This is a genomic window from Bradyrhizobium sp. WSM1417 (genome assembly GCF_000515415.1).
Lineage (GTDB): Bacteria > Pseudomonadota > Alphaproteobacteria > Rhizobiales > Xanthobacteraceae > Bradyrhizobium.
In genome coordinates this window covers 293,030-314,813 of sequence record NZ_KI911783.1, presented here as the reverse complement: position 1 = coordinate 314,813, position 21,784 = coordinate 293,030, and the positions used below count along the sequence as shown (strand labels likewise).

Below are 21,784 nucleotides of genomic sequence, written 5' to 3'. Positions count from 1 at the left end.
GTTCAATTCTTCGCACTTTGACCCAAGGCAGACATTCAGGACTCTTTATTCGTCGTGCGTTCTCGGTGGCTGACCTATTCCTCGCAAATCCGGTCGTTGTCTGTAATTGCCCGATGAGCGTTGGTGCAAAGCAAAACTGGGCCTAGTTCGATTTCGGCGCATTGAACTTTATCGCGGGGCCGATCTGAACGTTCTCCTCACGAACGAGAGCACCTCCAACATTCACCACGCACCCGGCCTGCCAGTCCCAATAAGCCTCCTGTTTCATCGGCTCCAATCGTTTTCTACATTGATCATCTGACACATAAGGAATGACGATAAATGTGAGAGCGGCGATAAGTCCGCATCCAATCCAAAATATGCGCATCTTCCTTTTCTCAGCGACAGTGAGGAAGGTCCCCTGACTGGCCGCTTCTTTCCATATATCGTCGTGGCCGTCAAAGGTTGCATAAAAACCTCGCGCAACCAGTTCGATTCCGCCAACTTCGCTTCTGCCCCCTCGCTGACTCCCAAAGGTGAACTGCCACGTCCGGTTTCGAAGGCAGAACTGACACCGCCGACTTCGCGAGCTGTCGGGTTTATGATCCGCTCGCTGGCGCATCCGGCGTCGCATTGACGCCGGCCGTGTTGACGAAGCCGTGGCGCCTCAGGCGTAAGCGACCCAGCCACGGAAAGTGAAGCCGGTATAGAACAGCGTCGGGTCGGAGAAGCCGGCCTGCCGTAAAATCGCTTCATCCTGCGTGGGCGCGAGAATTTCCAGATGGTTGGTGACGGCGTTCCGCGCGGCCGCCGCCTGATCTGGCTCGACGCCGGACGCAGCCAGGAAAGCGGAGTACCGCGAGAGCCACAGCGGGCGTTCCTCTTCGCCATTGGGCGCGCTCAAATGCGCGACCACGAACGGCGCGCGCCGCTTGAGCCGGCGGCGGATCTCCGAGGCGGTACGGCGTCGCTCCTCGACATCGACGAAGTGCAGGGTCAACAGGCAGGTGGCGCCGTCGAAGGGACCTTCCGGAGCATCGTCGATATAGCCTTGATGAAGACGCGCGCGTGGCGCCAACGATCCGAGGGTTTGGCTCGCAAGCCCCAGCATGGCTGCGGACGGATCGACGCCATCGAAGCTCCAGCCTCGATGCGCTTGCGCAAAAGCCTTCAGCTCCAGGCCGCCGCCGGCTCCGAGGACGAGAATCCGTGCATCGTCACGCGCGCGCTCGGCCAGAAGGATCGCCGCCATGGACAGCATGGCACTGTAGCCGGGGACAAACCGTGGCGGTCCTTCGGTGTATCTCGCCACCGCCTGCGGATCGGAAAACATGTTCTGAACGTCGGCCATGATGTCGTCCTTGCTGAAATGGGCCAATCACGCGCCATGCGCGCTCATGCCCTGAAGCTTTCGCGAGCCGAGGCGCTTGCGCAGATCGTCGCCCAGCATCGCCAGCGTCACCTCGCCAAGGTGCGACAGCAGCAGCGCCTGCGCATCGCCAAACGCCTGGTCGAGGGCGGCATTGACGGACTGCTCGACGAGGCAGCCCGGCGCCTCCGTCCGGTTGCCAATCGCCAGAAGCGAGGGACTGCCGAGCGCGATGTAGACGTCGCGCAACGTCACCTGCGTGAGGTCGCAATCCAGCGTCCAGCCGCCGCCGTGGCCTTTTTCGGAGCGGACGTAACCAAGGTCCCGAAGCCCGGCCATGATCCGCCGGATCACCACCGGGTTGGTATCCATGGCTTTTGCCAAGGTCTCGGACGTGAACGGACCAGGCTGCTGTGCCATGTGCAGCAGAACGTGAAGCACGCCGGATAATCGACTGTCTCGTTTCATGTAACTTTATATGTTACATAAGCGCATTCAGGTCAACCGATTTCGGCGTGCCTTCCGAAGCGAACTGCGCGCCGGCAGATCCGTGCAGAATCCCCATCGCAAAGTTCGGTAGTGTCTCAGTTTGAATTTTTAGGCGGTGTCCATCCTGCGCCCTTCAGCGCTTTTGTGACCTCTAGAGCGTGCTGCAATTCAAGTGCTTTGGGCCGCGCTGCTTTGCAGAACTCTGCAATCAGCTGTTCGATATCGCGCCAGGCCCGGCCGGATGCACCGCGCGATCTCGGCCACGGGGCGAGGTAACCCGGCACGTCGATGTCAGCGACCACACGCTGATCATCGCCGAAGTCTCGACCTGCGACCATCGCGACACCACGCCACTGGTGTTCTTTTCCAGCCGGTATCATCGAGGGGCGGGGCGCCGGTGGAGAGGTGAGGGGAGGGGCCTTGGTCGCTCTCAGGGAATGCTGTGACCACGGATGTCCGCAACACGCCAGTCTGCATAATGTATGCGATAGGATAAGCAACGGGGCGAGCGGCGGTAGGCCAAGGAATTTGCGCGTCTGACCCGATCGAGAAGTGCGGCTCGCATCGGGCGCTCCAGGTTGCTCCACCATGCATCAGACATGCAGGTGTGTTCGATGTGCTCGAAGGCGCATTGGACGGCAAGCAAGTGCATCCGCGTACCCGTTAGGGCGCGGCTTCTCTTTCAATTCATATGTCCGCTTCTGGTCCACAGCTGACTTGCCGCGCGCAGCCGGCCGTGGACCGCTGTTGCCCCGTAGCTGACATCAAGTAGTTTCTGGAGAACTTCGTAAAAAACGCAAGCGGCCAACTCGCGCCAGCATTCCGTGTTAGGAGAAAGGGCCAGCCCGTATGGCTGGCCCTTTAAGTATATTACGTAAGGCGTCAGTAACGAGAAGCCGACGCGGCACCCCAATTAAACCGGTAGTTCAGGCCGGCCTTGATGGTGTGCTCGTCATTGCGGAAGCCGACGGCGGTAACAACACCGCCGGCGCTGGTGAAGAGAGCGTTCCGCGTGCCGAAGTCGTAGTACTGGTATTCGACCTTGCCCGACCAGTTCTGGGCGAACATGTATTCGAGACCACCGCCCACGGTGTAGCCGTCGCGACCACCGCCGTTGTTGGTGAAGGTGCCGCCGCCGAAACCGTTCGTAAGGCGGGAGTCAGCCCAGGCATAACCGCCTTTGACGTACAGCAGCGCCGGACCCCAGGTGTAGCCGAGGCGACCGGTGACCGAACCGAGCCCACGGTTGACGAAGGCATTGTCATTGGTGTCGAGGAAGCTGTAGTTCGCTTCAATGCCCAGCACCCAGTTCGGCGAGAACTGATGGTCGTAACCGACCTGCACGCCGCCCATGAACACACCATCGTTGCTGCTGGTGCCGGTGAAGCCGGGGGCCAGAATGTTGTTGCTGCCGCCGAATGCGCCGCCGACGTGACCGCCGATGTAAAAGCCGGTCCAGTTGTAAATCGGCGAGGCCGCCATCGGTGGGGCTTTGGTGTAAGGACGCGCGGCCATATCAGCTGCCGATGCTGTACCCGCTAAGGCGGCGAAAGCGACAGTAGCGAGAAGGAACTTTTTCATTTCGAGTCTCTCAGGTTTAAAGAACGTGTGCCAAACGCTAACCTAACTCACCGAATTTGCTGTAGCGCGCCAGACACACGCGGCCGATCTGCCCGAGGAACGCTCTGGTCATTTGTTAATTGAGGAACGTGTAGACTCGTAACCGGGCGTCTGAGCTACGAATTCCGCGGTTCCGCCATCGCGAAGCACTTTATTATTGTGCATTCCAAAGCCCCGGCATGATCCAGAACTTTTTTGTGCCGTTCATACTGGAAGCTCATCGACCCGGGATGCCGCATCTTGTCCGCTAGCTGACCTGCCGCGCGCAGCCGGTGGAGACCGCTGATGACCCGAAGCGGACTCAACGAGCCGTTCGCGCGACGTAAAGGGTTTGTTCCCGCAAAGAAAACGCGCGGTGTGTGCCGTTCCAGCAACGAAAGATATTTAACAAGTTCCTTCCAGGGCGAGACCGGGACCGAACACGTCCGCCATGGATGGCCAGACCACCGCCAATCCATTGCGACCAGTCGCAGTTCCGATAATGTGCTCAGTGATGGATCACGCAACCCCAAACCTTCCCTCGCGAGACTTCGAAATAACTGCGAAGTTCTACGAGGTGCTCGGCTTCACGGAAGGCTTTCGTGATGAGGGATGGATGATCCTCAAGTGCAACAGCCTTGTTATGGAGTTCTTCCCCGATCCCACCGTCGATCCAGCGAGCAACGGCTTTAGCTGCTGTCTGCGACTCGACGACTTGGATGCATTTTATGCAAGCTGTACTGCGGCAGGAATCCCTCAGGCCCACACAGGTGCACCACGCCTGCATCGTCCGGTAGTGGAGGATAGTGGCCTCCGGATCGGAGCTCTGATCGATCCGGACGGCACGTTGCTTCGCCTCATCCAGAATCCGAAGTAAACGGCGGATGACGTCGGCTTGTGGCCCATAGCTGACCTGCCGCGCGCCGCCGGTGCAGGACCGCTGTGACCTAAAGCGGTCCTGACGCCTTCAGTTTCCCAGGCCACTCGAGCAACTATATCCGAGGTAACAGCTGTAGATCAGGCGACCGTTGATCCCTACTTCGAGCGGAGTCTCTGCAGCCGTTTCACGGCGAATTCGTCGCCAGGCTTCAGTCTTAAGACGGCCTCGTAGTCGCGATACGCACGATCAAGCTCGCCTGCCCGTTCATAAGCTAGTCCTCGATACCTCAGGGCCGTAGTGGAGTTGGGGCTGAGTTCGACAGCCTTATTCAAGCTTTCGATCGCGGCCTTCTCATTCTTCAGTTTGAGATGTGCGTCTCCGACGCCCACGCGAAGTCGAGAGGTATCGTCTTGCGTAAGATATCCGAGTGCCAGCGCCTTCTCGTAATCGTCCAGCGCGGTTTGCGGTCGGTCCGAACGATTGTAGGCCTCGGCCCGTCCAAACATGAAGACACCCGACGTCGGATCAAGTCTTATTGCCTCGTCAAACCGATTGATTGCTTCCTTGAACTTGCCCTGTTCCATAAGCGCCAGCCCCTGGCCATTGGGGAAAGCCCCGTTATCCGGGAACAATGTCGCCCCGGCGGTGTAGTCGGCCAGCGCAAGCTCAAAGCGACCTTGGTGGTGATAGAAAAACCCGCGGCCCATATAAGCGCGCGGGTCGGTAGAGCCGACCATTTCGACGGCCGCCGTGAAATCGGCTTCGGCTTGATCCCATCTTTTTGCCAACTGAGCGGTTACACCCCTCATCCGCAGCAGCTCCGCCCGGTCCTCGAGACTGAATTGCTGTTCGAGCCCTTTGGAGTAGATTTGAATGGCTTGCTCAAAGTCTAGCTTGCTTGCGGCAACGGCAGCAGCCGTCTGGTAAGTCTGGGCGTCAGACGCAATGGCCACAGAACAGAAGGACCAGAGCACGGACAGGAAGGCAATCCCGCGCACCACCCGCCTCTGGGCCAAGCCTATTTTCATCTGCTTCTCCGGGCCGAGAAATCGCTCTTGCCCGAAGTTTAACGCAATCGACAATAGAGATTTTAAAACAATGCAACTGCAATGCTGATTGCGGTTAAACAATCGTCAAGCGAGACGGGCTATTTGCCATTGCGAAGCAAGTGCAGCATGGCCTCCGCATGAAGCTCGAGGATATTGATACGGAGTAGTGGTTGGGGCTCGCCCTGTCACGCATGCCGCGACGATGGCATCTTGCGCCTGTTTTGCCCGACGAGTCAATATTTCGCCAAAACCTAAGTTCCGTTTTCCGGTTATCTCGCCCGGCGGACTCAGCGGATTCGCGAACCGCCTAAGTCATTGATCCCGCTCATGCCGGCTACTGTGCATGGGGTTGTTTTTCCGGTTCTTTGTTTTTGAGGGCACGACAGTGCGAGGATGAACCGGACCTGATCCGGCTCGCCCGCTACTTCATCACCCGCAGATTCTTGGTCGTGAACCGCTGGGTCTTGCCGTCTGGACGAACCGGCCGCCGCGTGCCGGCGGCCTTGCCGGTGCCGGGCGGCTGGTGCGCGGGGACCAGCTGGTCGGGGCGCGAGCCGATCAGATCGGCGCGGCCCATCTCTTTCAGGGCTTCACGCAGCACCGGCCAATTGTCGGGGTCGTGGTAGCGCAGGAACGCCTTGTGCAGGCGGCGCTGGCGCAGGCCCTTGATGGCCTCGACCTTGTCGCTGCCGCCGCGCCGCACGCCGCGCAGCGGGTTGACGCCGGTGTGGTACATCGCCGTTGCGGTCGCCATCGGCGAGGGCAGGAAGGTCTGCACCTGGTCGGCGCGGTAGCGGTTCTTCTTCAGCCACAGTGCGAGGTTCATCATGTCCTCGTCGGTCGTGCCCGGATGTGCCGCGATGAAATACGGGATCAGGTAATATTTCTTGCCGGCCTGTTCGGCCGCGGCATCGAACATCCGCTTGAACTGGTTGTAGGCGCCGATGCCGGGCTTCATCATCTTGTCGAGCGGCCCGCGCTCGGTATGCTCAGGCGCGATCTTCAAATAGCCGCCGACGTGATGGGTGACGAGCTCCTTGATGTATTCGGGGCTCTCGACCGCGAGGTCGTAGCGCACGCCGGAGGCGACCATCACCTTCTTGATGCCCTTGGTCTCGCGCACCTTGCGATAGAGCCGGATCAGATCGTCATGGGAGGTGTTGAGGTTCGGGCAGATCTCGGGGAAGACGCAGGACGGCCGCCGGCACGCGGCTTCCACCTTCGGGTCCTTGCACGCCATCCGGTACATGTTGGCGGTGGGACCGCCGATGTCGGAGATCACGCCGGTGAAGCCGGGCGTCTTGTCGCGGATCTTCTCGATCTCGCGCAGGATCGAGCCCTCGGAGCGGTTCTGGATGATGCGGCCCTCGTGCTCGGTGATCGAGCAGAAGGTGCAGCCGCCGAAACAGCCGCGCATGATCGTCACCGAGAATTTGATCATGTCCCACGCCGGGATCTTCGCGTCACCGTAGGACGGATGCGGGGCGCGCGCGTAGGGAAGATCGTAGACCGCGTCCATCTCCTCGCTGGTCAGCGGGATCGGCGGCGGGTTGAGCCAGAGATCGCGATCGCCGTGGCGCTGCACCAGCGGCCGCGCATTGCCGGGATTGCTCTCCCGGTGCAGCACGCGTGACGCGCGGGCATAGGCTTCCTTGTCCTGCTCGACCTGCTCCAAAGCGGGCAGCCGGATCACGGTCAAGCCTTTCGTCCGCGAAGCGCCCTCGTCGGCGGAGTCGATATCGTCGGCGTGCAGCTCAGTGTAATCGTCGGGCACGCGGCGGAACAGCGCGACGCCCCTGATGTCGTCGAGCTCGCGCGGCGCTTCGCCGGCCGCAAGACGGTTGGCGACTTCGACGACGGCGCGCTCGGCATTGCCGTAAAGCAAGAGGTCGGCCTTGGCGTCGGCCAGCACCGAGCGGCGCACCTTGTCGGACCAGTAATCGTAATGCGCGATCCGGCGCAGCGACGCCTCGATGCCGCCGAGCACGACCGGGACGCCCTTGAACGCCTCGCGGCAACGCTGCGCGTAGACGACGGTGCAGCGGTCCGGCCGCTTGCCGCCTTCGCCGCCCGCGGTATAGGCATCGTCGCTGCGTATGCGGCGGTCCGCGGTATAGCGGTTCACCATCGAATCCATGTTGCCGCCGGTGACACCGAAGAAGACTTTTGGCTTGCCGAGCGCCTTGAACGGCTCGGCCGAATGCCAGTCCGGCTGCGAGATGATGCCGACGCGAAAGCCTTGCGCCTCGAGCAGGCGGCCGATGATGGCCATGCCGAAGCTGGGATGGTCGACATAGGCATCGCCCGTCACCAGCACGATGTCGCAGGCGTCCCAGCCAAGCGCGTCCATCTCGGCGCGGCTCATCGGGAGGAACGGCGCCGGCTTGCGCGGGCGTGCCTGCGCCATCAGGGGCTTTTCGGCGGCGATGATCTGGATGTCCATGGCGCATACGCATAGGACTCCGGGACGGCGAATACAACCGACGGGCATGTGAAAGATCCGGTTCCGTGGCCGGCAGCCCGGGCGTGCGACCGCGTTAACCGTTCGCGAGTGCCGCCATCAGGTGTCTGCACCTTCTCGGGTCACGCGCAGGAACCAACTGCCCTCGCGAACATTCTGATGCAGGGTTTGCGCCGGCCCGGCTGGCGCGCGCTCGCGCCCGGGGTTTAGTATCGCCTCGATGTTCGCCTCTGGCGGATGGGGGAGCCGTGAGTACAGTCATAGAGAACTTGCTGCTTCGAAAGCAGAAGCTCGTTGAGCAGCTCGAGAAGGCGCCCACGGTCGAGGACCGCGACAAAATCGAACACCAGCTCGAACAGATCAACACCGCGCTGGATTTTCTGGACAGGCCCGGCACGAAAAATGCCCGGTAGCAACGCTCAATCCACCTGCAGCGCTTTGGCGTAGACCACGCCCGAATTGGTGACGTGCGTGGTCATCAGCGTCGCGAAGGCGGCGAACTCGCCGCGGGCGAACAGATCGAGCAGCTTGCGATGCTCGTCGAAGGACGTGCGGGTGCGCACGTCGATCGGCGAAGTCAAATTGGTACGCAGTGCTGCGACGCGACTGGATGCGAGCTGATAGGATTCGGCGAGATAGCGGTTGCCGCAATGGGCGAACAGCGCTTCGTGGAACGCGGCATCGGCGCGCCCATAGGCGATATTGTCCCTGGCGGCAATCGCCGGCTCCATCGCCGCGATCGCCTCGCTCATCGTCGCGATCGCACCGGCGCGATCATGGCGGAAGGCGAGCTCGGCGGCCTTGGGCTCCAGCGCGATTCGGAACGTGCAGAGCGCGGTGATGTCTTCGGCGCTCGGCGTAAAGACAAAACTGCCGACCTGCGGGCGGATCACCACGAGGCCCTGCGCTTGCAGCTGGCCCATCGCCTCGCGCACCGGGGTGCGGCTGACGCCGAAGGAGTTTGCCACCATCTCCTCGGAGATGGCTGCACCCAGCGCGAACTCGCCGTCGATGATGGCCTGGCGCAGCCGCTGCACGACCCGTTGCGACAGCGATTTCGGTGCATCGAGCTTCAGCGATCGCATCGGCTCTCTCAGATCACCTTGCCGGGGTTGAGCAGATGATCGGGATCGAGCGCGGCCTTCAGCGTCCGCATCAGCGCGATCTCGGCCTCGCTGCGGGCATGACCCAGCCACTTCTTCTTCAGCGTGCCGATGCCGTGCTCGGCGGAGACGCTGCCGCCCATCTCGCGCACGAGACCGTAGATGATCGCGTCCATCGCTTCCTTCGGCTGCCGCTCGACGGCAAGGCTGGTCACCCAGGAGACGAGATGCAGATTGCCGTCGCCGATATGGCCGTAATAGACGCTCTCGCAGCCCTCGATGCCCTTCGCGAGAGCCGCCTTGCAGCGTGTCGCGAACTCGTCCATCCGCGCCACGGCGAGACCGATGTCGTAGGAGATGTGCGGCCCCAGTACCTGGCCGAACTCGGCGCAGATGTCGCGCACGCGCCAGAAGCTTTGCGTCTGCGCCAGCGATTGCGCCACGGCGGCGTCGGCGAGCAGCCCGCGCTCCATCAGCTCTTCGAGCCAGCTTTGGAAGCGCGGCGCGTCGAGGCTCTCGTCGATGCCTTGCGCTTCCACCAGCACGTAGAGGCCGTGGCCTGCGGCGACCGGCGGCTTGACGCCGGCGCGATTCGTGATGACGTCCCAGTAATCCGGCCACATCACCTCGAACGCCGACAGCAGCGGGCCGAGCCCGCTTCGCGCGGCGCCGAGCAGCGCAATCACCGCGGCATAGTCCTCGAGCGCGCAGAGCGCGGCCATGGTCGAGCGCGGCTTTGGAAACAGCCGCAGCACCACGCGGGTGATGATGCCGAGCGTGCCTTCCGAGCCGATGAACAGATGCTTCAGATCATAGCCGGCATTGTTCTTCATCAGCTTGTTGAGGCTTGTGATGATGGTGCCGTCGGGCAGCACGACTTCGAGCCCGAGCACCAGCTCGCGCGTCATGCCGTAGCGGATCACGCGGTTGCCGCCGGCATTGGTCGAGAGGTTGCCGCCGATCGCGCAGGAGCCGCGCGAGCCGAGATCGAGCGGAAAGAAGAGCCCGGCTTCGTCGGCGGCCTGCTGGATCGTCTGAAGCGGCGTGCCTGCTTTCACCGTCATCGTCATCGAGGCATGATCGATCTCCTCGATGCCGCTCATGCGCTCGAGCGAGACCGCGACCCAGCCTGCTTCAGGCGATGCGCCGCGGCACAGCCCGGTCAATCCGCCCTGCGGCACGAAGGGCAGATGCGCCTGCCGGCAAGTCAGAATCGCATCTGCCACGCCTTGCGCGTCGACCGGGCGGATCACCGCCAGCGGCGTTTGCGGCAGGCTCGCGCTCCAGTCGTTGCAATTGCGGGCGGGCACGTCGGTGCCGACAAGCACAGCAGCCGCGCCGAGCCTGTCGCGCAGGGCGCCGAGCAGTTGGTCGGGCCGCTGGATGGGGGTCACCATGTTCATGCGAGACCTCCTCGGAATCTGGCTGCGTGTTATGTCCGCCATGACGGCGGAAAGGGTTTGCGCGTTTGTTGTATGTAAGGTACAAGGCGGAAAGTAAAGCAAAAACAAGGCTGGTGTGATGACCGAGGCAATTCGCGGGTTCTGGGTGGCGTCGGCGACGCCGCTGGCGACGGACGGCAGCGCGGACTCCGCAAAGCTCGCGGCCCACGCCAAGCAACTCTTCGGCAAGGGCGTCGACGGTGTCGTGCTGTTCGGCACCACCGGCGAGGGCACCTCCTTCAATGTCGCCGAACGGGTCGCGACCATCGAAGCCGTGCTCAAGGCCGGCGTCGCGCCTGAGCGAATTGGAATCGGCGGCGGCTTCCCCGCGATCAGCGACAGCATCGCGCTGACGCGCGCCGTGCTCGGTCTCGGCCTGCGTCACGTGCTGTATCTGCCGCCTTACTTCGACCGCAGCGTCACCCCTGAGGGTATCGAGGATGCGTTTGCGGCGATCCTCGACCGCGTCGCCGACGATCGCCTGCGCGCCTACCTCTATCATATCCCGCAGATCTCGGGTGTTGCGATCCCGACCGCCGTCGCCGCGAATTTGCGCAAGCGCTACGGCAAGGTCGTTGCAGGCCTGAAAGACTCCAGCGGCGACTTCAAGCAGTTCCAGGCGTTCCGTGCCGCGGCCCCCGAGCTCGCCATCACCGTCGGCAACGAGGTTGACATCACCCGCGCGATCGCCGCCGGCGGTGCCGGCACCATCTGCGGCATGGCCAACATCGCGCCGGAGCTGGTCAAGGCGATGATCGACGGCAAGGATGTCGAGGCACGGATGCAGGCTGCCGTGGACATCGTGGTGAAATCGCCATCCTTCCTCACGACGTTGAAAGCCATCCTCGCGGCACAGACGGGCGATGCGAGCTGGCTGCGCGTGCGGCCGCCGCTGCGGGCCTTGTCCGACGGCACCGCGCTCAAACGGAAACTCGACGAGCTGGTGGCTCCCGCCATCGCGTGAAATCGCGCAAAACCACGGCACGTTGCCGCGAGTTCGCGCGCTGCGTGTCGCGCTCGCTGCGCAATCAATCGAGGATTGCCGAATAGCGCGATCGAAGCCTAGAACCATTCAACACTAGAGCGATTCAAGTCCGCTTGCGGTTCTCTTCACGTACAGCGGCTGTTAGACGCGCCAGCTTCTGCGTCTGACTTGGAAGTGAATCGAAAGTGCGTGTCTATCTGGACGGCCAGCGCGTCAGCGGCCGTCGAACGCCTGCCGGCAAGAGCCGCGCGGCTCTTCTCATCGGAGCGGCCGTGCTGCTCGCTGAATGTCCCTCCAGCACGACGAGCGCGCAGGCGCAATCGGCACTGCCGCCGGTGACGGTGGAAGCGCCGGCGCCGCGGCCGAAAACGGCGCGCGCATCGGAGACATCTCAACGCCGGACGCAAGCGGCCGTGCGTCAGCGCAGCCGCAATGCCACCACCCCCGCGGCTCCGACGCCATCGGAACGCGCCGCGGCTGATGCCGCCGCGCAGCAAGCCGCTAAGCTCGGCTACCGCGCCATGCCGAGCGCGACCACGCTGCGCAGCGGTGCCTCGCCGCTCGACACCTCGCAGTCCGTCAATGTCGTGCCCGCGCAGGTGTTGAAGGACCAGCTTCCGCGCAATATCGACGACGCGCTGGTCAACATCAGCGGGATCACCCAGACCAACACGCTCGCCGGCACCCAGGATGCCGTGATCCGCCGCGGCTTCGGCGACAACCGCGACGGCTCGATCATGCGCAACGGCATGCCGCTGGTGCAGGGGCGCAGCCTGAACGCCGCGGTCGAAAGTGTTGAGGTGCTGAAGGGGCCAGCATCGCTACTTTACGGCATCATGGACCCCGGCGGGGTCGTTAACACCATCAGCAAGCGTCCGGAGCTCTACCAGCACGGTTCGGTCACGCTGCTCGGCTCGAGCTTCGCGAACAATCGCAACGGCGCCGACGGCACGCTCGACATCACCGGTCCGATCGGCGACCAAGGCCTTGCCTATCGGTTCGTCGGCTACGGCGTCAGCGAGGACTATTGGCGCAATTTCGGCCGCTACAGGGAAATGCTGGTGAACCCGTCGCTGGCCTGGTACGGCGACACCACGACGGTCCAGCTCACCTATGAGCACCGCGAATTCATCTTCCCATTCGACCGCGGCACTGCCTTCGTCAAGGGCGCTCCGCTGGCGATTCCGAAGACGCGCCGGCTCGACGAGCCCTTCAACAACATGTGGGGCATCTCCGGCCTGGTGCAGGCCTCGGTCGAGCAGAAGCTCGACGACAATTGGAAGGTCACCGCAGCCTACAGCTACAACACCGAGACGTTCAGTGCCAACCAGCTTCGCATCACCGGCGTCAACGCGACGACTGGCGTCGAGACCCGCAGCAACGACGGCACGCGTAACTCGCTGAGCAACGCCAGCTACGGCACCTCCTATCTGCAGGGTGACGTCTTGGTCGGCGGCTTCCGAAACGAGATCTTGTTCGGAGGCGAGGCGCTCTATCGCACGATCGACCGCCACGATTTGATTCGGCAGGCGACGGCGAGCTTCAATTTCTACAACCCGGTCTACGGGCTGGTCGTGCCGGGCACGGCTGTTTCGCCAACGGACAGCGAACAGACCGACAAGCTCGGCACCCGCGGCTTCTTCGCCCAGGACACCTTCCATCTGACCAACTGGCTGTCCGTGGTCGGAGGCGTGCGCTGGATGGAATACGAGCAGCTCGCGGGAAAAGGCCGGCCGAACTTCATCACAAACACTAATTTGGCGGGTGACAAGGTGCTGCCGCTCGGCGGCGTCATCTTCAAGCTGAACGATCAGCTCTCCTAGTACGTGAGTTATACGCAGTCGTTAAAGCCGACATCGGTCATCGCAGCGTTCACCTCCGGCTTTGTCGTCGACTCCACCATCGCGCCTGAAGAAGGAACGCAATGGGAGACCGGTCTGAAGTTCGATATCAACAAGCGGCTGTCGGGCAGCCTGGCCGTCTACGACATCCAGAAGAAGAATGTGTTGGTGCTGGATGACATCGGCGGTGGCAAGTCGGCGGCGCGTGCCTCCGGCGCGGCCAGGTCGCGCGGCGTCGAATTGGACGTGACCGGCAAACTAGCCGATCAATGGAGCCTGATCGGAAGTTATGGGTATACCGATGCCCGGCTGATCAATGATCCCGCCGTCGGTAACGCCAAGCTCCTCAACGCCGCCATGAACACGGCTTCGCTCTATCTCGTTTACGATTTCGGCGATGCGCTGCCCGGACGTCTGCGGCTTGGCGGTGGCGCGCACTATGTCGGTGACCGGCCGGGCGACTCCCTCAACACGTTCTTCCTGCCGGCCTATACCGTCGCGGACGTCTTCGCGACCTACGACACCAAGGTAGACAATTTGCCAGTGACCTATCAATTCAACGTCAAGAACCTGTTCGACAAGCTCTACTATACGTCCACCACCGGAAACGCTTTAAACGTCGCGATCGGCGACGCGCGCAGGGTATCCCTGTCGGCGACGGTGAAGTTCTAGCGATGACAGTGTGGCGCGAGGAAGCCGATTTCCCGGTCGTGCAGACCAGAAGGATCGGCGCCGATGCGTGAGTGCTGGCGCGCGATCAAGGCCGCCCTCCACCAGGCCCATTCCATCGCCGGCCTCGTGCTCGCGCTGCTGCTTGCTGTGATCGCGTTGACCGGCGCAATCATGAGTTTTGAGGATGAGATCGTCGATCATCTCAACGCCGGCATCATGCAGGTCGCGCCGCGCCAGTCACCGGCGCTGATGCCGGACGAACTGGTTGCGCGCCTGACTGCGGCGCAGGATGTCGGCAAGGTCTCCGCCGTGACGCTAGCAAGTGATCCGTCCGCCGCGGTGCATGTGCGCTTCGCCCGCGACGAACGAGGCGCGCGGCCGTCCTCGCTCTATGTCGATCCCTATGACGCGCGCGTGTTGGGCGCACCGCGCGGCGAAGAGTTTTTCGCGACCGTGCGCAAGCTGCATCGCTGGCTGTTGATTCCCGGCTACGCCAAGGGCTGGGGGCGTCAGATCACGGGCGTGGCCGCGCTCGGCTTGATCGTGATGCTCATCTCGGGCCTCGTGCTGCGCTGGCCGCGGCGTGCAGGCAGCGTGAAGATGTGGCTGAAGCCCAATCTCGGCCTCAGCGGACGCGGCCTCCATCGCTCGCTGCACGCGGTGATCGGCACCTGGGTCCTGCCGGTCTATCTGGTGATGACGCTGACCGGGCTGTGGTACTCGTTTGACTGGTACAAGGACGGTGCCTTCTGGCTGCTGTCGCGCCCGCAAGTCGCCGCCGCTAAGATGCAGCCCAAGATGCCTACAAAGGCGTCACGTGCCGCCGGCGCCAGCGAGACGGCACAGCCGATCGGCTTTGATCGCGCGTGGGCCGCCTTCCTGCACGAAGAGGGCAGCCGTTTCTCGAAGGCTCTGTTGACGCTGCCGGCCGGTTCGGGGACGGCGATTCGGATCCGCTCATGGGGGAAAGACTCCTCCCTCGACACCACGCGCGATGAATTCCGCATCGATGCTGTCACAGGCCAATTCGTTTCCGCGGAACGCTATGCCGACAAGACGTTCGGCGAGAAGATCATCGCGAACGTGCTCGACATTCACCGCGGCGCGATTCTGGGTTGGCCTGGCAAGCTCGCGTTCATGCTCGCGGCTGCGCTGATGCCGCTGTTCGCGGCCACCGGCGTCCTGCTCTATCTGTCGCGCCGCAAGCTGCGGCGCCCGGCGCAGCCGCGGCTCGGGCAGCTTGTTCCCGGCGAGTGAACGGGCTGCCGCAAAGGCTAGCCAACACTTCTGCAATCGTTCAAAAGCCCATGGCCAATCCTCGTCAGGGTCTACGCTATGAAGCTCACCACCGTCACCCCCGCCGACATCCGCCGCGCGCTGCTGCTCCGCGAGGAGATCGCGCTGCTCGATCTGAGATACGAGGCTGGTTTCGCGACGGGACATCCGCTCTTTGCCGCCAACATGGCCGTGGACCGGGTCGAGATCGAAGCGCAGGTCAGGCTGCCGCGCAAAAATGTGCCGATCGTGCTCTATGATGACGGTGAGGGCCTCGTCACTGCCGGCGCCGAGCGGCTCGCCGCGCTCGGCTATACCAACCTCCGCGCGCTCCATGGCGGGCTGAAGGCCTGGTGCGACGCCGGCTATCAAATGTTCGAGGACGTCAACTCCTACTCAAAAGCCTTCGGCGAGCTGGTCGAAGCGCGCAGGCACACGCCGTCGTTCAGTGCCGACGAGGTGGCAAAACTCATCGCGGACAAGGCCAACATCGCCATCCTCGACGTTCGCCGCTTCGACGAATACGCCACCATGAACATTCCGGGCTCGGTCAGCGTGCCCGGCGCGGAGCTGGTGCTGCGCGCAGGGCAGGTGGCACCCGATGCCGACACCACCATCATCGTGAATTGCGCCGGCCGCACCCGCTCGATCATCGGCACCCAATCGCTGATCAATGCCGGCGTGCCGAACAAGGTCCGGGCGCTGCGCAACGGCACCATCGGCTGGACGCTGGCGCGGCATACGCTCGACCATGGTGCTAACAGGCGTGGCGCGATCGGGTCGTTCGAGGGCGGCCCGGCCAATGCGCGCGACGTCGCCTATCGCGCCGGTGTGCGCCACATCGGCGCGCGTGAGATGGCTGCGCTTGTCGCGCAGACCGATCGCACGCTCTATCGCTTCGACGTGCGTGACGCCGAGGAATATGCCGCCGGCCATCTCCCGGGGTTTCGCCACTATCCCGGCGGACAGCTCGTCCAGGAAACCGATATGGCCGCACCGGTGCGCGGCGCGCGCATCGCGCTGACCGACGACAAGGGCGTCCGCGCCGATATGACGGCGTCCTGGCTCGCGCAGATGGGTTGGGAGGTCTATGTGCGGGAAGGCGGCTACGACGGCGCGCTCGAAATCGGCGCGCCGCACGTCCTGCCCAAGCCCGACCCCGCGCACCGTTACCGCCGCCCCTATGAAGGCACCGGCGTCGACGAGCGCGCAATGCAGGCCTATCTCGACTGGGAATATGGCCTGGTCGAACAGCTCCGACGCGACGGCACGCACGGGTTTTACGTCATCTGATGGCTACTCCCAATGGGTCGTCCCTGCGACCCACGGCAAATTCTTTCGTCGTCCTGGACAAGCGCAGCGAAGCGGAGCGCTGATCCAGGACCCATTACCCCGGGGCGGGGTTTGGCGAAGACGCGTGGCGGTCAGCGTCGTACGCAACTACTTCCTGGGGTAATGGGTCCTGGCTTTCGCCAGGACGACATCGGAGTCGGCAGCTCTGTTCCCCAGCTTCCTCCCCCGCCATCTTCTCCCCGTATCCAGACCCTATTGTGCTGCGCATCCCCCGCGGTCTATGAGCTGCGGCGAAGCTGTGACCCACGGAGATTTCATGTCAGTCCCAGGCCAAAGCCCTGAGCGGAGCGCGAAGGCGCTGCTGCTTGAAGGCGTCAACGACAGCGCCGTGGACCTGTTCAGAACGGCGGGTTTCACCAATGTCGAGCGCCTGACCAAGGCGCTGGACGGCGAGGATTTGCGGCGGGCGCTCAAGGGCGTGTCGTTGCTCGGCATCCGCTCGCGCACCCAGATCACCGATCAGGTGCTGGAAGCGGCCGACCAGCTTCTCGCCGTCGGCTGCTTCAGCGTCGGCACCAACCAGGTCGATCTGCTGGCGGCGCGCAAGCGCGGCATTCCGGTGTTCAACGCGCCGTTCTCCAACACGCGCAGCGTCGCCGAGCTCGTGATCGGCGAGATCGTGATGCTGCTGCGGCGCATCTTCCCGCGCTCGGTGTCGGCCCATGAGGGCGGCTGGGACAAGTCCGCGACCGGCAGCCGCGAGGTGCGCGGCCGCACCCTCGGCATCATCGGCTACGGCAATATCGGCTCGCAGCTCTCGACCCTGGCCGAGGCGATCGGCATGCGCGTGATCTATTTCGATCGCACCGACAAGCTCCGCCACGGCAACACCGAGCCGGTCGAGAAGCTGGAAGAGCTGCTGGCGCAGAGCGACGTCGTCAGCCTGCACGTGCCCGAGACGCCGGAGACCGCTGGGATGATCGGCGAGAAGGAGTTGCGGGCGATGAAACCCGGCTCCCTCCTGATCAACAACAGCCGCGGCACCGTCGTCAATCTCGACGCGCTGGCGGAAGCTCTGCGCGACGGCCATCTCGCGGGCGCCGCCATTGACGTGTTTCCGGTCGAGCCGTCCTCGAATTCGGACCGTTTCAAGAGCCCGGTGCAGGGCCTCGGCAACGTCATCCTCACTCCGCATATCGGCGGCTCGACCGAGGAGGCGCAGGAGCGCATTGGTGGCGAGGTCGCGCGCAAGCTGGTCGATTTTTTCATCACCGGCTCGACCACGGGGGCGGTGAATTTCCCGGAGGTGCAGCTGCATCTGCGTCCCTCCGGCGCGCGCTTCAGCCACGTCCATCGCAACGTGCCCGGCATGCTGCGCCGGTTGAACGAGGTCTTTCTCCAGCGCGACATCAACATCGCCGCGCAATATCTGGAGACCTCCGGCGACCTCGGTTACGTCGTGCTCGACGCCGACCTCGGCGGCCAGGATTCAGGCGCGCTGCTCCAGCAGATCCGCAGCCTAGAGGGCACCGTCGGCGCGCGGCTGGTGTTTGAGCACTAGCACTGCATTGACGACCGGCCGCAGGGCGCCTTGAATGCGGCCTGCCGGCAGAACGAACAGAAACTCAGGGGGAGACGATGGCGCAGGTGCGTGCGAAACTGTGTGTATTGCTGGTGGGCGCAGCGGGCGCGCTGGGCGGGAGCTCCGCTTCAGCGGCGACGCTGCCTGAGGATGCGGACGCCGTCTGCAAGGGCTTGGTCGGCAGCACTGACGCTGTGAAGATCGATTCGGCGACGTTGCTGGCGCCGTCGCAATTGGCCGTCGCCGAGCGCGGCCCGACGCCGTCGGGGCGCGTCACGCCCGCCAATCCCGGCTTCTGCAAGGTGCTCGGCCATATCGATCCCACCGATCCCAAGGCGCCGCCGATCAAATTTCAGGTCAATTTGCCCGTCGAATGGAACGGCCGCTCACTGCAATATGGCGGCGGCGGATTCAACGGCGTGCTGATCACGGGCCTGGCGCTGCCGCCGGCCTATCCCTTCGACAAGCCGTCGCCGCTCGCGCGCGGCTTCGTCACCTACGGCACCGATTCCGGTCACGAGTCCAAGCCGGGCGAACCGCCGCAGCTGTTCGCGCTCAACGACGAAGCCTTCGAGAATTTCGCCCATCGCGCCTACAAGAAGGTGCGCGATGCGGCCGTCGCGCTGATGCAGCGCGCTTACGGCAAGAGGCCTGAGAAGATGTATTTCATGGGGTCGTCCGAGGGCGGCCGCGAAGGCCTCACCATGGCACAACGCTATCCCGATGATTTCGACGGCATCTTTGCCCGCGTGCCCGTCATCAATTGGGTCGGCCTGCAGCATGCCGGCACCCGCTCGGGTCTCGCGACCATGGGTGACGGCTGGATCAATCCAGCCCAGGTGAAGCTCGTGGGCGATGCCGTGCGGGCCGCTTGCGACAAGGCCGATGGCTCCGACGACGCGCTGGTGCAGGATCCGGTATCCTGCAAGTCGGCGTTCAAGGCGGAGACGCTGCGTTGCGCGAGCGGCAAGACGGGCGATCAGTGCCTCACCGACGCACAGATCAAGGCGGTCGAGACCCTGCATGCGACCTACAAATTCCCGTTCCCGCTCGCCAACGGTCTCGATGATTATCCGGGCTGGGGCGTGTCGGGCGAGGACACGCCGGCGGTTGGCCCGACCGGCGGCTGGGTCGCGTGGTGGCTCGGCACGGCGCCTCCCGCGCAGCCGCCCGCGCCCAATAACGGCATCGCCTGGATCTACGGCGCCGGCGGTATCCAGTACGTGTTCGCGCGCGATCCCAAGCTCGACGTGACGACGTATAAGCCCGAACAGCACAAGGCGCGGCTGCTCGAGGTCTCCAGCCTGATGGATTCCACCGACCCCGACCTCAGCCGCTTCCGCGCCCGCGGCGGCCGGCTGATCATGCTCGAACATATGGCGGACTACGCGCAGAGCCCCTATGCCGGCATCCGTTATTTCGAGAACGTCGAACGCAAGCTCGGCAAGGCCGAGACGGCCGAATTCGCGCGGCTCTACACCGCGCCCGGGGTCGACCATGTCGGCTCCGGCGCGCCGGCCAATGTCGACATGCTGAGCGCGCTGGTCGACTGGGTCGAAAAGGGCAAGGCGCCCGGCGATCTGGAAGTTACCGAGCAGAAGGTCGAGGCGCCGTCGTTCGCGACGCTTCGCGGGCTGCCGCTGTGCCGCTGGCCGGCCTGGCCGCACTACAAGAGCGGTTCGGTGACGGAGGCGTCGAGTTTTACCTGCGCGCCGTGAGTTCTTACCTCGCCCCGCTTGCGGGGAGAGGTCGGAATTCAAGCAACGCTTGAATTCCGGGTGAGGGGACTCTCCGCGAATCCAACTCCCACCGTCCCCGTGGAGACTCCCCCTCACCCCGACCCTCTCCCCGCAAGCGGGGCGAGGGAGAGACGCACCGCTCACCCCGTCGCCATTGCCTGCGCGCCGCCGAGCAGCTGCGCGTTGAGCCGGCCGCCGGAGAACAGCATGTCGTCAAGGGCTTCGTCGATATCGGCGGAGATCACGGTGTTGCCGCCGTCCCGTGCGATGCTTCCTTGCGCCAGCCGCCGCATCAGCTCCTTGATGAAGGCGCAACTGGTGCCCTCGCTCCGTCGGGCAGCCTCCGCGATCACCGCCCCCTCGAGCGGCAATCCCCTGCCGTAGAGCCGGACCAGCTTGCCGCGGCCGGTCTCGTCGGGCAGCGGCACTTCGATGGCTTGATCGATGCGGCCGGGGCGACCCGCGAGAGCTCCTTCGAGGTCCTCCGGCCGGTTGGTGGTCAGGACGAACAGGATGTCGGCATCTTCCTTCAGTCCGTCCATCTCGTTGAGCAGCTTGTTCAGCATGGATTCCTCGCACGGCCCCATGTCATCGCGGTCGCGGGCGATGAGATCGACATCCTCGATCACCACCATCGACGGCTGGAGCAGCCGTGCCAGGCTCATATAGGCGCCGAGCAGACCGATCTGCTCGGCCGTGATGATCAGCGTCGTATGCCCGGGCAAATGCGTTGCGAGATAGCGGATCGTGTGGGTCTTGCCAGTGCCCGGCGGCCCGTACAGCAAGATGCCTTTGCGTGTCGATTGACCCAGCCGGCGCAATTGGTCTCGGGTATTGACGAAGGTCAGAACGTTGCGATCGAGCAGCCGCAGCGTCTGCTCCGGCAGAATCACCTCGTCGCGCGCGACCTGCGGCAAGCGATGCACCGTGATGCCGCGCGAGCGACCGCGATAGTCGGAGTCGGCATCGAGCGACAGGATCTTGCCGCGATAGGTCCGCGCAGCCTGTACGGCTTCTTCCAATTCATTGAAGCATTGCTGGACCAGAGCCGCGCCTGCGGAACCTGAAGGCACCAGGATCTCGATCCGAATTCCGGGCTCGCGACTGTATTCGCGGTGTGCGCAGAGCAAAACCGCATAGCGGAGATGATCCTGCTCACACAGCCATAGTCCGTTATCCAGACACTTGACCGGGCTCTTCTCGCCTACATCGACGTCGGAATATTGCAGCGGGGCAATCGCGATCGCATAGCGGCCCTCCTTGAGCAGTCGTGGAATCGACAACGTTTCGTAGCGCTGCTCCTCGTTCAGTCCCACCAGCCGGATGGCCTTGCCGAAGAGCCGGTCGACTGCGGCCTGGAGATCGACCCGCATGTGGCCGGAAAATTGGCGGATCGTGGTCACGAGTTTGCTGCGCGCGGTGCTGGCAAGGTGCCAATCGAGAACGTCGCAAGCAAAGTCGAAATCTTCCTCTTGTTCGTTCGAGGGTTCATCCGCCGCACGCATGCAGTCGCTGCACAGCCAGACCGTGCGGTCGCCGATACGCACGTCCATCTGTCCCTCAGGCTTGCCACAGAGTTCGCAAGGAGTCTTGACCGCCTCAAGCGTGACCTGCAGTTGATGGCCAGCCAGGCCGATGGATTGTTGCGCAGATTTGAAAAGGGCTTCGGCGACGGATTGAGGGTAAGGTCCGCAAAACGCCTTTTCCTTCTGCTCGATCTGAGTGATCAGCGCGGTCGCTTCACGGTCTGATTTGCCGAAGACCTGCCGAAGCAGATCCATCACGAATTGGTCCGGCGTATCATCGTAATTATGAATTACGAGCTGGGTCGGCTGGTTCTCGCCACGCATACTGTTCATCACGAAAAGTCTCCGGGACAATCTATGATTGAATAGAACGAATAGGGAACACAAAAGGACGCGACCGTCAAGCGGGCGGAGGCGACTAATTGCGATTGGTGGCTGAGGCCCTGGTGCCGCTGGTTCGGCCCTGTTCCTCGACGACTGCCGCGGCACATCGACCTAGT

Annotated in this window: 16 protein-coding genes and 1 pseudogene; 8 read left to right on the top strand and 9 right to left on the bottom strand. The window is 63.4% G+C overall.

The genetic code is table 11. The features are described 5' to 3' along the window. Nucleotides 1–646: 646 nt before the first annotated feature. From BRA1417_RS0101610 to BRA1417_RS0101595, 4 genes are all read right to left on the bottom strand, one after another. Nucleotides 647–1,330, bottom strand: a complete 684-nt coding sequence (locus BRA1417_RS0101610; protein ID WP_027514310.1) for a class I SAM-dependent methyltransferase — start codon at nucleotides 1,328–1,330, stop codon at nucleotides 647–649. A gap of 27 nt (nucleotides 1,331–1,357) precedes the next feature. Beyond that, complete coding sequence (locus tag BRA1417_RS0101605; protein ID WP_027514309.1) at nucleotides 1,358–1,816, bottom strand: Rrf2 family transcriptional regulator; 459 nt, start codon at nucleotides 1,814–1,816, stop codon at nucleotides 1,358–1,360. 116 nt (nucleotides 1,817–1,932) lie between these two features. Next, nucleotides 1,933–2,175, bottom strand: a complete 243-nt coding sequence (locus BRA1417_RS43535; protein ID WP_156948524.1) for a hypothetical protein — start codon at nucleotides 2,173–2,175, stop codon at nucleotides 1,933–1,935. 544 nt (nucleotides 2,176–2,719) lie between these two features. Next, the gene (locus tag BRA1417_RS0101595; RefSeq protein ID WP_027514308.1) at nucleotides 2,720–3,418 is read right to left on the bottom strand and encodes an outer membrane protein; all 699 of its coding nucleotides are present in this window, start codon (nucleotides 3,416–3,418) and stop codon (nucleotides 2,720–2,722) included. 529 nt (nucleotides 3,419–3,947) lie between these two features. Here BRA1417_RS0101595 and BRA1417_RS0101590 point away from each other — a divergent pair. Then, the gene (locus BRA1417_RS0101590) at nucleotides 3,948–4,313 is read left to right on the top strand and encodes a bleomycin resistance protein (RefSeq protein WP_027514307.1); all 366 of its coding nucleotides are present in this window, start codon (nucleotides 3,948–3,950) and stop codon (nucleotides 4,311–4,313) included. 158 nt (nucleotides 4,314–4,471) lie between these two features. Here the strand turns inward: BRA1417_RS0101590 and BRA1417_RS0101585 are convergent, their stop codons facing one another. Next, the gene (locus BRA1417_RS0101585) at nucleotides 4,472–5,446 is read right to left on the bottom strand and encodes a tetratricopeptide repeat protein (protein ID WP_156948523.1); all 975 of its coding nucleotides are present in this window, start codon (nucleotides 5,444–5,446) and stop codon (nucleotides 4,472–4,474) included. Nucleotides 5,447–5,786: 340 nt separating this feature from the next. Beyond that, a complete protein-coding gene (locus BRA1417_RS0101580) occupies nucleotides 5,787–7,808 on the bottom strand; it encodes a YgiQ family radical SAM protein (protein WP_027514305.1) in 2,022 nt (673 codons plus the stop codon). Between the two features lie 266 nt (nucleotides 7,809–8,074). Between BRA1417_RS0101580 and BRA1417_RS44610 the strand changes: the two genes are divergently transcribed. Further along, nucleotides 8,075–8,239, top strand: coding sequence for a hypothetical protein (locus tag BRA1417_RS44610; RefSeq protein WP_197031097.1), 165 nt, complete (start codon nucleotides 8,075–8,077; stop codon nucleotides 8,237–8,239). Nucleotides 8,240–8,245: 6 nt separating this feature from the next. On the opposite strand, the gene BRA1417_RS0101570 is transcribed toward BRA1417_RS44610, so the two are convergent. Continuing rightward, complete coding sequence (locus BRA1417_RS0101570; protein WP_027514304.1) at nucleotides 8,246–8,911, bottom strand: GntR family transcriptional regulator; 666 nt, start codon at nucleotides 8,909–8,911, stop codon at nucleotides 8,246–8,248. Between the two features lie 8 nt (nucleotides 8,912–8,919). After that, nucleotides 8,920–10,332, bottom strand: a complete 1,413-nt coding sequence (locus BRA1417_RS0101565) for an FAD-binding oxidoreductase (protein ID WP_027514303.1) — start codon at nucleotides 10,330–10,332, stop codon at nucleotides 8,920–8,922. Between the two features lie 118 nt (nucleotides 10,333–10,450). On the opposite strand from BRA1417_RS0101565, the gene BRA1417_RS0101560 reads away from it, so the two are divergent. The 6 genes and pseudogenes from BRA1417_RS0101560 (at nucleotide 10,451) to BRA1417_RS0101530 (ending at nucleotide 19,737) form a co-directional block, all read left to right on the top strand. Beyond that, complete coding sequence (locus BRA1417_RS0101560; RefSeq protein WP_027514302.1) at nucleotides 10,451–11,335, top strand: dihydrodipicolinate synthase family protein; 885 nt, start codon at nucleotides 10,451–10,453, stop codon at nucleotides 11,333–11,335. Between the two features lie 206 nt (nucleotides 11,336–11,541). Next, nucleotides 11,542–13,869 (top strand): annotated as a pseudogene (locus BRA1417_RS39450) (TonB-dependent siderophore receptor). A 63-nt stretch (nucleotides 13,870–13,932) separates the two neighbouring features. Next, entirely contained in the window at nucleotides 13,933–15,126 is a 1,194-nt protein-coding gene (locus BRA1417_RS0101545; protein WP_027514301.1) for a PepSY domain-containing protein, read from the top strand. Nucleotides 15,127–15,204: 78 nt separating this feature from the next. Then, the gene (locus tag BRA1417_RS0101540; RefSeq protein ID WP_027514300.1) at nucleotides 15,205–16,437 is read left to right on the top strand and encodes a rhodanese-like domain-containing protein; all 1,233 of its coding nucleotides are present in this window, start codon (nucleotides 15,205–15,207) and stop codon (nucleotides 16,435–16,437) included. Between the two features lie 316 nt (nucleotides 16,438–16,753). Continuing rightward, nucleotides 16,754–17,998: a phosphoglycerate dehydrogenase gene (gene serA, locus BRA1417_RS0101535; RefSeq protein ID WP_027514299.1), complete on the top strand. Its 1,245-nt coding sequence runs from the start codon at nucleotides 16,754–16,756 to the stop codon at nucleotides 17,996–17,998. 77 nt (nucleotides 17,999–18,075) lie between these two features. Further along, nucleotides 18,076–19,737 carry a tannase/feruloyl esterase family alpha/beta hydrolase gene (locus BRA1417_RS0101530; RefSeq protein WP_027514298.1) on the top strand — a complete coding sequence of 554 codons (1,662 nt, stop codon included), beginning with the start codon at nucleotides 18,076–18,078 and terminating at the stop codon, nucleotides 19,735–19,737. Nucleotides 19,738–19,898: 161 nt separating this feature from the next. On the opposite strand, the gene BRA1417_RS0101525 is transcribed toward BRA1417_RS0101530, so the two are convergent. Then, the gene (locus BRA1417_RS0101525; protein WP_027514297.1) at nucleotides 19,899–21,617 is read right to left on the bottom strand and encodes an ATP-dependent Clp protease adaptor ClpS; all 1,719 of its coding nucleotides are present in this window, start codon (nucleotides 21,615–21,617) and stop codon (nucleotides 19,899–19,901) included. Nucleotides 21,618–21,784 lie beyond the last annotated feature (167 nt).